Origin of the sequence: Flagellimonas halotolerans, assembly GCF_035818535.1 — a bacterium.
Classification (GTDB): Bacteria; Bacteroidota; Bacteroidia; order Flavobacteriales; family Flavobacteriaceae; genus Flagellimonas; species Flagellimonas halotolerans.
The window spans coordinates 301,886-314,433 of sequence record NZ_JAYKYV010000003.1 but is presented as its reverse complement, the minus strand read 5'-3'; the positions used below and the strand labels follow the sequence as shown (position 1 = coordinate 314,433).

Here is a 12,548-nt window from a genome sequence, read left to right as displayed (position 1 = left end):
GCTTTTTTTGCCAAGGTAACACTTCACGATTCATTCTCTTTTCTTGTCTTTATTTTTATAGAATACAAACTAACGATAGATCGTAAGGAACTGGTTTAAAATTATGCCCCAGTTCCTGATGGGCATGGACCATTTCTTGGTGGCCTCCCTTGTTGCCAAATATACGGATTTCATCACCGCATCGTCGGTGGGGAAGGAAAGCTTGTTCTTGGTGTACTTCCTGATCTTCCCGTTCAGGTTCTCTATAAGGTTGGTGGTATAGATGATCTTTCGTATCTCGAGGGGGAACTCGAAGAACACGGTGAGTTCGTCCCAGTTGTCCCTCCAGCTCCTTATGGCATAGGAGTACTTGCCCTCCCATTTTTGGGCGAAGTCCTCCAGAGCGGCCCTTGCGGCCTTCTCGTTGGGTGCGTTGTAGATGCCCTTCATGTCGGCGGTGAACGCTTTTTTGTCCTTCCATACCACGTAGCGGCAGGCATTGCGTATCTGGTGCACCACGCATATCTGGGTTCTGGACTCGGGGAAGACGTTCCTGATGGTATCGGTAAATCCGTTCAGGTTGTCGGTGGCAGTGATCAGGATGTCCTCGGTGCCACGGGCCTTGATATCGGTGAGCACCGACATCCAGAAGGCCGCCGATTCGTTCTTGCCCAGCCAAAGGCCGAGCACTTCCTTTTTTCCGTCCCTGCGCAGGCCCACGGCCACGTACACGGTCTTGTTGATCACCTTGGAGGATTCCCTGACCTTGAAGACGATCCCGTCCATCCATACGATAAGATAGACCGGCTCCAAGGGTCGGTTCTGCCAGGCAACGATGTCCTCCGCCACCTTTTCGGTTATCCTAGATATGGTGGAAGTGGAGATGTCAAAATTATAGACCTCGCGTATCTGCTCCTCGATATCGCTGTTGCTCATCCCCTTGGCATATAGCGATACGATGACATTTTCGATGCCGTCCACCATGTTGCCCCGCTTGGGGACGACCATGGGGTTGAAACTGGCATCCCTGTCCCTGGGGACGGATATCTCGGACTCCCCGAAGGAGGTACGCACCTTCTTTTTGGAGTGCCCGTTACGGGAGTTGCCGTCCTTGGACCTCTGGTGCCTTTCGTAATCCAGATGGCCGTCCAGTTCCCCTTCCAGCATCTTCTCGATGCCGCGTTTCTGGAGTTCCTTGAGAAAACCGTTGAGCTCGTCTCCCGATTTGAACTGCTTCAGGAAATCGTCGTTGAACAATTCTTCTTTCTTCATAATGTGCAAATATTTAAAATTAGACAAAAAAATTAGCGGGGGCATGCCCCCGCTAATTTTCTATTTACACACTTTATGAGATAGTCCTTCTCCATTGGGCAAGGTCACTTTGACTTTTTTGCCTCCAAGGATACTTTCTGTCAAACCTGCCAACTCACCTATCTCTTTTATATAATCATTAAACTTTTGGTCACTAATCTTTTTTGGAAAATTGCCGCCTCTTTTGTCAAGTATGGTTTGGACATCTGGGTGAATAGGAATAACTACCTTATCACTAACCTTTTCGGTCATGATTTGAAATCTTCCAGTTTGGATTTGCAAACTATTCAACTCTAAAATATCTGATATTCTAAGACCTGTCCAAACACCAATTAACAACCAATCACGTGCATTATCTAATCTTGGGTTATCTGAGAAATCCAATGAACTAATGTTCTTTATTTCCTGAATGTTCAAATAAGGGTCATAAGTTTTATCCCTAGGCAAGGAAAACTTATTATTGGCTGCATACGGATTGAGTTCAATCCCTTTTGATTTCGCATAGGAGCATACCTGATTAATAATTGAAAGGTGCTTACTTGCATTGGTTCTATTGTATAGTAAATCATTGGTCATGTAATCCAAAAAAGACTTATGAAATTCACTGTCTAACTCACGCCACCTTAAATTAACGTCCCTCTCAGATTCGAATGCTTTAACAACATTCAGAGTTCCTTTGTACTTTTTTATTGTTCTATCTGACAACTTTTTCCCAGTTTTTATACTTACCTCATTCTCTTTGTCATCCACAAAAACTTCAAAAAAGGGCGTAAAGTAAAATTTTTCATTCTCCTCATCTTTTAAAGGCTGAGAGTGAAAACTCATAACAGTTGAATCCAACCACTTTTTATTAATTATCTTACCTTGATTATAAGATTCGTTAAACGTATTGATGATATGCTCCTTTAATCTCGGTAGCTTCTCATTTAAGAAACGAGAGGATTGGCTGTCAACCATATTTTTCACATAACCTTTTTTATGCCAAAACTTAGGGTTGATTAAAAAACCTGATTTAGAAGTTATATCCAATTCTTTGCCCCTGTAGAATCTTACATATATTTCGGATGGGTTTTTAGTACTTTTTACTATTAATTTCACATTGGCCATTTATCCCGATATTTTCCCGAAATCTACGAAAATCATAGAAATACAACGAAACAAATAGAAATAAAATTTTATTTAATTTACTGATAAACTGATATTTAATATAAATAATTAGTTTATAGAAGTTTCCAAAGGTTCAAGGTGTTAGTACAGTCCCCGCTACTAGAAGTAAAAAAGCCGAGAAGATTTTCTCGGCTTTTTTTGTATTCTCACCTCAGTCCCTCAGTTTATATAGCTTTCTAGGGGGTAAACTTTTATCGGGGTTTACCTGCTTTAATAGTTTCTTAACAATTTTAACAGCTTATTTTCATAAATTGTTAATGCCTAATTCATCATCAATCAAAAATGAGACAATCTACCAACTATATTGTCTTACTGTTTCTATGGCTAAACCATGCGTTTGCCTATGGCGTTACCACAACTAGCGGTTATGTCAGTTTTCCCACACCTACTGCCGAAACACTTAAAGATTCCCTGGATTGGGCAGACTACTATTTTAATATTCACAGGTACAAGGAAGCAATTCCTCTTTATCAAAAAAACCTTGGGCTAAATGATAAACAACAAAGAGTCCATGTTTTAAAAAAGCTAGCGCTTAGTCAGGCGGCATTGGGGAACCCCGATGAGTCCATTTCATACATCTACGATTATTTTAAAATAGATTTTCAACCTACCTTTCTTTTACACGAAGATTTTGATAGTATTCGAGACGAAGAAAATTTTGCGAAACTATCTGGAACCGTATTACCAAAGTTCACAGGTTGGTCAATTTTTTACTTTTTTGTTTCCCTAATTGGATTTTACGTCACCTTTGTTTTATTGATTAACAAAAAAATTGACAAACAAGCCAGAATTCTAATTGCCACTTTTGTCTTTATTCATTCACTATTCATTTTAAATATATGCATAAACCAGACCAATTATGTGTTCGAGTTTCCACACACCTACCTCATGTCAACTTGGTCTTCCTTCCTATATGGACCTCTGCTCTTTCTTTATTTTAAACGAGTTACAAAATCAACCGACCTAAACAAAAGCGACATATTGCATTTTTTACCCACCTTGGTTTTAACCATCTATCTAATTTTTACGGTTTATGGTTTTTCAGGATCAGAAAAAGTGAACCAAATGCTGCAAAGGTTGCAAGAAGGTTTAAATCCAGGGGATTCCACTAAATTATTTTTGATGGTGACCCTTAAAGCAATTTCGCTAGGCTTATATGCTTTTTTGGTCCATCTAATATTGGTCAAGAACAAAATAGGCTTGAGCAAAAAAACCAGAACCTGGCAAAAAAACATCTATCTTATACATATAAGTTATGTAATGGTTTATATGATTTATGGTATATATATTAATGTAGGGGTAAATAGTGGTCTATTCTATCATGCTCCCATTGTTTTGATGAGCACCATGGTCCTGTATGTTGGATATGCCGCTAATGTACAGCCCGACGTATTTAGCGGTTTATACGCCTACACCAACAGGCTTTTCCCAAAATATGTAAAATCCGGTTTAACGGACAGTCTTTCACAAGAGCTCAAAAAGAACCTGAACGACCTATTTCTAAAAGATAAGCTATACCGCAAAAATGACATCAATCTTGACATGGTGGCCGAAAAACTCGATACTACCCGACACAATGCCTCGCAACTGATCAACGAACATTTTAAAATGAGCTTTAGGGAGTTTGTAAATTCTTACCGTATACAAGAAGCCAAAGAACTCCTTGAAAAAGAAAATGAACTCAATATTATAGACATCGCCTACGAGGTGGGTTACAACAATAAGGTATCCTTCAACAAAGCTTTTAAAAAAGATACCCATCTTACTCCCAGCGAATACCTCAATCACTTAAAACAGGGGTAAACTCTTATCGGGAACACCTAAAAACAGGGGTTTTATTGCTAACTAGTGGTCATCAATCAAAAATCATCAATCCTATGAAACGACTACTAAAGCAACTCGTTTTTAAGTACATTGGGCAGAAGGAACTGACCTCCGACCCATTAAACAGTCATGAAAAGTACAAGAAATCCGGACTTACGGAAGAAGAAGCCCTTGCTATTCGAGGGAAAATTAAAAAGGCCTTTGAGGAGGACAGGATTTACCGGAACAACACCATTTGTCTTGACGAACTTTCGGAACACATTCAAGACAATAGGTACAAGGTGTCCCAAGTAATCAATACGTACTTCTCCAAAAACTTTTATTCCTTTTTGAACGAATACAGAATAAAGGAGGCAAAACATCTTCTGGTATCGGACCCCACTTTAAGTGTAAAGGCCGTTATGTACGAAGTAGGTTTTAACAGCAAGAACAGCTTTTACGGTGCCTTTAAAAAAGTAACAGGGCTCAGCCCCAACGATTACAGATCTGTTGCCGCTACTGTGGATTTCAATCAAAACAACATGCAGATGGCGTAGCAGAACCCATTAAATCGTTCAGAGTTATTCGCAAAAACCTCTTGGAAATCCAAGAGGTTTTTTCACATCCCATTATCAAATTGTTATCAAATCCATTTTTATGTGTTAAAAACGGTACTTCCCCATGGGCACCCTTGTTTTTCAGGTTCTTGCCGTTTAAAAAGTACCTGCTCCACGACACTTATAAGTTGATTTGTTATGCAATTGTAAAGGTAGGGCGGTGAGAGGCTCTGCTTCTTAAAAAGACAAAATCCATTAAGTTTTGTTCACTTCCCAGAAGTATTATTTGAATTAGCTATCATTTTCCTAGCGCCGTCCTCCTTTCTCAGTTGCTCTAACTCATTTCAAATTACTAACAAAACTTTATTCGTATGAAAGTAAAGAAACTGTTTGGAGCACTGGTGGCCATATGTCTATCGATAGCATTTGCCCATGCTCAAGAAAAAACGGTCACCGGAACGGTCACCGACCAAGAAGGGGTACCCTTGCCTGGTGTTAACATTGTTGTTAAGGGAACCGTTCGAGGCACACAGTCCGATTTTGATGGCAATTATGCTATTGAAGCCAGTGAAGGAGATATTCTTGTATTCTCCTATTTGGGACAAAGAACGCAAGAAAGAAGTATTGGCACAGGGAATACCATTAACGTACAAATGGCCGAAGATGCATCCCAACTTGAAGAAGTAGTGGTAACCGCTCAAGGTATTGTTCGAGAGAAACGATCCCTAGGATACTCCGTAACCACTGTGGAATCCGACAAAGTGGAATCCAGACCGGAGGCCGACGTTGCCCGTGTATTGAACGGAAAAGTCGCCGGGGTCAACATTACATCCAATAATGGAATGTCCGGTTCAGGCACCAACATTATTATCCGTGGATATTCCTCAGCAACACAATCCAACCAACCGTTGTTTATTGTGGACGGCATCCCTTTTGATTCTGGCACCAACACACAGACCAACTTTTTGGATGGAAACACCGAATCCAGTCGATTTTTGGATCTTGATCCTAACAATATAGAAAGTGTAAGTGTATTAAAAGGGTTGAGTGCAACCGTATTGTACGGTAACCGAGGTAGAAATGGTGTGATTTTAATTACCACCAAAGGTGCCGCCACGGGTGACACCCCCTCAAAAACCGAAGTTTCCGTTACACAGTCGGTATTTATGTCGAATGCAGTACTCCCAAAATTCCAAGATAACTACGGAAGTGGGTTTCATCAAGGTTTCGGATTTTTCTTCAGTAACTGGGGACCACGTTTTGATCGTACAGATGATGATGGCATAGCCACGGCAGCACAATATATTCGTACGGGACCCAATGGTGTAGCACTTACCCGACATCCATTCAACTATATTGCCGACCCGACTCTGATTGCAGGTTACGAAGACCTTTTGGACGACGAATATCCTTATAAACCCTATAATGGCGTCGAGGAATTCTTCAGGACCGGTTATGTGTACAGTACATCCGTTAATGTTCGCGGTGGTTCGGAAAAAGTAAACTTTAATGCCAATTATGGCCGCACGGAAGATATTGGGGTTACTCCCGGGAACAGATTATTGCGCAACAACTTTAGTTTGGGAGGTAATGCTACTTTGTCCAACAACTTTACCGTTTCGGGTGTGTTCAATTTTGCAAGGACAGGATATAAATCACCTCCAAATGCAGTAAGTACCGGTAGTGGGGCCGCCTTTAACGGTTCTGCCATTTTTGGGGATGTGCTTTATACCCCAAGGAGTGTCGATTTAACCAACATTCCGTTCCAAGCAGCAGATGGCAGAAGTTTATACTATCGTTCAGGAAACGATATCCAAAACCCATATTGGACCGTGGCCAACTCAAAAACCTCTCAGGAAACCGACCGTTTTACAGGAAATGTTTCCATGAGCTACGCCATCAACGATTGGATGAACCTCACCTATCGTGTTGGTTTGGATACCTACACCGAGTTAAACTCCTATGGACAAAACAAAGGTGGAGTAGATGGGCCAACCTTGGGTATTTTAAGGACAACATCAGTAAGGAACTCCATTTGGAACCATGATTTGATTCTAAGTGCTGAAAAAAGTCTTTCCGAAGATGTAAACCTTACCGCAACTTTGGGTGCCAATAGCCGTAGGGATACCTATGCACAAGATGGTATTGAAAGTCAGGGACAATTGGTGTTTGGAGTGCTCGAACACTACAACTTTACCACCCCATCATCTGTTAACTCTTTCTCTGGAGCTAATTTGAATCAAAATTTTGAGGAAAACCTAGTTGGAGTCTATTTAGATGCAACCCTCTCATATAACGATTTGCTCTACCTCAATGTGGTAGGAAGAAACGATTGGTCCTCAACATTGGAAAGGGAAAACAACTCCTTGTTCTATCCAGGAGCCAGTTTATCCTTTATTCCAACAACCGCATTCCCTGCACTGCAAGGAAACGTACTGAACTATGCCAAACTTAGAGTGGGCTATGGTTCCTCCGCAGGTTTCCCTACCCCATTTAATACACGGGATGTCCTCACCTTGGGCGCAAGGACCTTTGTAGATTTCAATGGCAATGTAGTATCAGGAAACACAGTTTCGGATGTTTTGGGGAACAGGGATTTATCACCAGAGAGAGTTCAAGAACTGGAAATAGGTTTGGACACTCGGTTGTTCAACAGCCTCAATTTTAATGTGAGCTTGTACCAAAAATCAACAACCGACCTGATTACCAACCGTACTTTGGACAGTTCCACAGGTTTCCGTTCCACTTTTGTTAACATTGGTGAGGTAGAGACCAAAGGTGTCGAGATTGATTACGACCTTAATCTATTAAGGGAAAGTGAAGCTGGAATAGGATTTAATCTAGCTGGAAACTTTACTGCCAACGAAACCATTGTTACCGATTTGGCCGAAGGCACCAACAACATCCTATTGACGTTTGCCGTAGCCGGCGAAGCAGCCAACTACGCCGTGGAAGGCAGACCCTTTGGTGTTTTGCTCGGAAGCACCATTCTAAAAGATGACAATGGCAACAAAGTTGTAGGCCCAAATGGTCGCTATTTGGTGAACAACAATATTACTGAAATAGGTGATCCCAATCCAGATTGGACCACTGCGTTGATTCCAACAATAACCTTCAAAAACTTCACCCTATCGGCCAACTTACAGTATCGTCATGGCGGTGATGTTTACTCTGTAACCACTGCAGGGTTGATCGGTCGTGGTGTGGTTGATCTGGATGATCCGATCCACAGGGAATCCAATTATATTTTGCCAGGAGTTTTTGCTGACGGCACACCCAATAATGTTGCCATTTCGTCCACAGAATTCGGATTCAACACCCTTTTTGCTGGTGGTATCAACGAAGCAAATATTTTTGATGGCACCACTATCCGTGTCCAGGAAGCTTCATTGGGGTATTCCATTCCTAAGAAAATGTTGGATAAAACTCCTTTTGGCAGTTTATCCTTTACACTCTCTGGTTCCAATCTATGGTACAAAGCGGTAAACTTCCCGGATAATGTTCGTTACGACACCAATTCTTCCAGTACCGGTGTGGGCAACGGGCAAGGAATCGATTTCTTTACCGGGCCATCTACCAGAAGGTATGGCCTTACCGTAAGGGCATCATTTTAAAAGCAGCTAACTAGAATCAAAAAATATATTATGAAAAAAATATCAAATATACTAAGTCTCATAATCGCTGCACTGACAGTTTTGTTGGGCTGTGAGACCACATCCTTGGATGTTGTGGAGAGTCCAAATGCATTAAACCCTTCGCAGGCAAGTGTTGATTTCTTTCTGAATCAAATACAACTCATGACCGCGCAAATCCATTCCGGTGAAGAGGGGCGCGCCGAAAACGGCCTCAGTCAATTTGGAATGGAACCGGTAAGAATGCAACACGGGTTTGGCCCAACGTATCGTGAAAGTTATGACCCATCTGATTTTGATAGGGTCTGGGACAATGTTTACGCAAGGGCATTGATCGATATCAGAACCATGAACCCCTTGGCCGAAGAAGCTGGCCAGTACACCCATCTTGCCATTGGGCAAATTTTAGAAGCCTATATCATGATGTCCATGGTGGATTTCTTCGGAGATGTACCCTATTCAGAGGCAGTATCTGGCGGTGAAGGTATTCTAAACCCAACCGTGGATTCAGGAGCTTCCATTTATCAAGCAGCAGACCAACTTTTAGTCGATGCCATTGCCAACCTGAATAAAGATGAGACCTCTTTGCCTTCCAATGACCTTTTTTACGACGGCAACGAAAGTCAATGGAAAAAAGTTGCCAATACCATGCGATTGAAGCTATACCTGCAAACACGTTTGGCCAGTGCCGATGGGTTTGGGGCATCTGTTTCCACCTCGCGCATCAACGAGTTGATCAGTGGAAACCAGTTGATTTTAGATCCTTCCGATGATTTCTTGTTCCAATGGGGCACCAACAATGCCTCCCCAGATAGTAGACATCCTTATTTTGATGCCAACTACGATGGCGCAGGGCCAAGTTCGGATTTTTATACCTGTAACTATTATATGGATCTGATGGCCAATCAGTATAGTGACCCAGACCCAAGAATACGGTACTACTTTTACCGACAACAGTCGGATTATTCAGGCGCCGATGTTGTTACCAAAGAATGTGTTACGGAAATATCCTTGCCCGCTTGGTGGGATCCTTCACAACCCTATTGCTTAGTGCCCGCAACCAATGGTTTAAGCGGATATTGGGGAAGAAACCACTTGGATGATGACGGAATTCCACCAGATGACGCCTTTAGAACATTGCATGGTACATACCCTGTTGGCGGACCGTTTGATGATGACTCATTTAGAAATGTATCCGGTTCCGGAGCTATAAATGAAGGTTTGGTAGGAGCCGGTATTTCACCCATTCTAATGTCCTCCTACACCTATTTTATGTTGGCCGAAGCAGCGTTGACATTGAACACGACTGGAAATGCTCGGGACTACTTGGAAACAGGAATTAGACAGTCCATAGGCACCGTGGTCGATTTTGGAGCATCTTTGGCAAGTGGCACGGAATACGAACCCACCTCAACGGCCATCGACGATCATGTAGCGGAAATATTGGCCAATTATGATGCCGGGGATGATACGGACAAGCTTCGCATTATTGTAGAACAATACTTTATAGCATTGTGGTGCAACGGAATAGAGGCTTATAACACCTACAGAAGAACCGGTCAGCCGGACAACCTCACTCCTGCTTTTACCACCAACGACCCGGGGCCGTTCCTAAGATCTATGTGGTATTCGCAAACCGCAGCGGACAGCAATACGAACATTACACAGAAAAGCGCTCCTAGCACTCCTGTGTTTTGGGACACCAACCCGGACGGATTCGTTGATTGATTTAAAACTAAAAAACAATACAGATGAAAAGTAATTTTAAATACATATTAGGTCTTATTCTCCTAATTTTGGGAATTGTAGCTTGCGAGGACAACGACAAAAATCCGATCAATGTTTTTGAACTGGAAGATTCAGCAGCTCCTTATGTTAGGATTTTGTTGGATGAAACCATTGTTGCGAAAGGCGATTTGGCCAATTCCACCTTTTCTGGTACCGTTGACGACCCTAGCGACAATGTAGCTTCGTGGGATTTAAGCGTAACCCTGGAATCGGGCGGAGTCTCCACCGATACAGTACCTCTGGCAACAATAACGGAATTTCCAAGTGATATTTCCATTCCCTATACCGATATCGCTAGTGCCCTGGGCATAACCGTTGATGATATTTCGGGAGGTGACTTTATCCGGTTTTTAGGAAAATCCACTGGAGTTGATGGTACAGAAACCACTGCGGAAAACTATAGTGCCACCGTAACCGGACAGCCAGAACAGTTACAGGCCTTTAATTTTATAGTACTGGTCAAATGTTCCCCAATTTCCGGAACCACGGTTCCCGGGACTTGGGTAATCGATATGCAGGACCTTTATGGCGATGGATGGGACGGTGCCTTTGTTACTTTTGAAATTGATGGCGTAACTACCGACTATACTTTTACCGGAGGTGATGCAGCAACATTCAATGTGGACGTACCAGAAGGAACAAGCTCGTTAGTAATTTCCTATACCAGCGGTGCTTTCGAAGAAGAGCATGTTTACACTATTGAAACACCGAATGGCGAAGTACTGGGACCTTTTGGGCCCAACCCGTCACCCTGTATCAATTGATCTTGACATATTGTTCCAAAAACAAAGTCCCGACCTAAATGGATCGGGACTTTGTTTTTGGAACAAATAGGTTCTACTAAATCGGGAATGGTACTTGTAGTTGAGGATTTCCGCAAAAAATAATCCATCCACGTATTTTTGGCGTATATAAAAAGTAATCCTCATAACAGCCTTGAACCCAAAATATCTTTTCAAAAGTATTTGTTTCATTTTTTGAATGTATTTGAATTAGTCCAATCCTCAAGGCTGTTTTTAATTCTTCCCCAGATCATTCAAAATAGAATTAAGTAAAAATCCTTGCAACTTCTTCCTGCAATAGGACTTACCTTTGCGCTTTAAGAAAATAAGCTTGGACAACACTTCTCGATCAACCAACAAAAAAGCACTTTTATCTCTTGCCATAGGCGGTTTTGGTATAGGCCTAACGGAATTCGTGATTATGGGAATTCTTCCCAACATTGCTGAATCCATGGAAATTTCCATACCTAAAGCAGGACATTTTATCGCCATCTACGCCTTGGGCGTGGTAATCGGTGCCCCTGTAATGGCTCGGATCACAAACAACTTAAACCCTAAAAAGACTTTGTTGTTCTTGATGTTGTGGTTTACGGTTTTCAATACCTTATCCGCATTTTCCGGCAACTATTGGGTTATGATGCTCTTTCGGTTTTTATCCGGAATGCCGCATGGTGCTTTTTTTGGTATAGGTGCCGTAGTATCGGGATATTTGGCCAAACCGGGCAAAGCGGCCCAAGCCATGGCCATTATGTTTTCCGGATTGACCATTGCCAACATTTTAGGAGTTCCTTTGGGTACCTATATTGGACAGGAATTACATTGGAGCTATTCGTTTATGCTGGTGGGCATTGCAGGTATTGCCACTATATCCAGCCTTTATTTTTGGATGCCCAAAGAGGACTTGGAAGAAAAGGTTGGTGACCAACACGCCAAAAGCGCATCACCGGGTTTAAAAAACAAAAAACTATGGGCCTTGATTGCTTTGACCACTGTGGGAACCGGCGGTTTTTTTGCTTGGTACAGCTACATTGCCCCGTTGGTGATCTCCGTAACAAAACTGCCCGAAGCAAACGTAGGATACGTGATGATCGTGGCTGGGCTGGGAATGCTTTTTGGCAATTTTTTGGGAGCAAGGATGGTAGAAACATTCAACCCCGTAAAATCGGTGGTCATTAGCATGCTGTCCATGACGATCATCTTGATCCTCAACGCACTTTTTGCCAGTAATGGCATTGCCATATTTGTCTTAAGCTTTTTTGTTGGGGTCATTACGTTTACCATTGCAGCACCTATCCAAATTGCAATAATAAAAGCCGCGAAGGGTGCAGAAAAATTAGGCTCTTCCATGAACCAAAGCGCATTTAACATGGGAAATGCCTCGGGCGCCTATCTTGGTGGTCTGCCCATGGTTTTTGGTCTTGGGGTTAACTATGCCAGTGTTGTGGGGGGTATTTTGGCTTGCATTGGAGCCTGTATCGGAATTGCAATCCTTTATTTGGAGAAACTATCCAAAAAGAATAAAGGATAAA

At 42.3% G+C, this 12,548-nt stretch carries 8 protein-coding genes; 6 read left to right on the top strand and 2 right to left on the bottom strand.

Annotated elements, in window-relative coordinates; translation table 11 throughout:
• Positions 1-69 precede the first annotated feature (69 nt).
• Complete coding sequence (locus VM932_RS05955; RefSeq protein WP_326277717.1) at positions 70-1,251, bottom strand: IS256 family transposase; 1,182 nt, start codon at positions 1,249-1,251, stop codon at positions 70-72.
• Positions 1,252-1,311: 60 nt separating this feature from the next.
• Positions 1,312-2,397, bottom strand: a complete 1,086-nt coding sequence (locus VM932_RS05950; protein ID WP_326277716.1) for a tyrosine-type recombinase/integrase — start codon at positions 2,395-2,397, stop codon at positions 1,312-1,314.
• A gap of 342 nt (positions 2,398-2,739) precedes the next feature.
• Between VM932_RS05950 and VM932_RS05945 the strand changes: the two genes are divergently transcribed.
• The 6 genes from VM932_RS05945 to VM932_RS05920 all read left to right on the top strand — a co-directional run bounded on the left by VM932_RS05945 (position 2,740) and on the right by VM932_RS05920 (position 12,547).
• Positions 2,740-4,260 carry a helix-turn-helix domain-containing protein gene (locus VM932_RS05945; RefSeq protein ID WP_326277714.1) on the top strand — a complete coding sequence of 507 codons (1,521 nt, stop codon included), beginning with the start codon at positions 2,740-2,742 and terminating at the stop codon, positions 4,258-4,260.
• Between the two features lie 74 nt (positions 4,261-4,334).
• The gene (locus tag VM932_RS05940) at positions 4,335-4,817 is read left to right on the top strand and encodes a helix-turn-helix domain-containing protein (RefSeq protein WP_326277712.1); all 483 of its coding nucleotides are present in this window, start codon (positions 4,335-4,337) and stop codon (positions 4,815-4,817) included.
• 371 nt (positions 4,818-5,188) lie between these two features.
• Positions 5,189-8,431 carry a SusC/RagA family TonB-linked outer membrane protein gene (locus VM932_RS05935; RefSeq protein ID WP_326277710.1) on the top strand — a complete coding sequence of 1,081 codons (3,243 nt, stop codon included), beginning with the start codon at positions 5,189-5,191 and terminating at the stop codon, positions 8,429-8,431.
• A 30-nt stretch (positions 8,432-8,461) separates the two neighbouring features.
• Positions 8,462-10,177: a SusD/RagB family nutrient-binding outer membrane lipoprotein gene (locus VM932_RS05930; protein WP_326277708.1), complete on the top strand. Its 1,716-nt coding sequence runs from the start codon at positions 8,462-8,464 to the stop codon at positions 10,175-10,177.
• A 23-nt stretch (positions 10,178-10,200) separates the two neighbouring features.
• On the top strand, positions 10,201-11,001 hold the full coding sequence (locus VM932_RS05925; protein ID WP_326277706.1) for a hypothetical protein: 801 nt from the start codon (positions 10,201-10,203) through the stop codon (positions 10,999-11,001).
• Positions 11,002-11,329: 328 nt separating this feature from the next.
• Positions 11,330-12,547: an MFS transporter gene (locus tag VM932_RS05920; protein WP_326277704.1), complete on the top strand. Its 1,218-nt coding sequence runs from the start codon at positions 11,330-11,332 to the stop codon at positions 12,545-12,547.
• The last annotated feature ends 1 nt before the right edge of the window (position 12,548 follow it).

Bases quoted from the DNA above. Each gene is read 5' to 3' on its own strand.
- VM932_RS05955 (WP_326277717.1), bottom strand. From the start codon at position 1,251: ATGAAGAAAGAAGAATTGTTCAACGACGATTTCCTGAAGCAGTTCAAA.
- VM932_RS05950 (WP_326277716.1), bottom strand. From the start codon at position 2,397: ATGGCCAATGTGAAATTAATAGTAAAAAGTACTAAAAACCCATCCGAA.
- VM932_RS05945 (WP_326277714.1), top strand. From the start codon at position 2,740: ATGAGACAATCTACCAACTATATTGTCTTACTGTTTCTATGGCTAAAC.
- VM932_RS05940 (WP_326277712.1), top strand. From the start codon at position 4,335: ATGAAACGACTACTAAAGCAACTCGTTTTTAAGTACATTGGGCAGAAG.
- VM932_RS05935 (WP_326277710.1), top strand. From the start codon at position 5,189: ATGAAAGTAAAGAAACTGTTTGGAGCACTGGTGGCCATATGTCTATCG.
- VM932_RS05930 (WP_326277708.1), top strand. From the start codon at position 8,462: ATGAAAAAAATATCAAATATACTAAGTCTCATAATCGCTGCACTGACA.
- VM932_RS05925 (WP_326277706.1), top strand. From the start codon at position 10,201: ATGAAAAGTAATTTTAAATACATATTAGGTCTTATTCTCCTAATTTTG.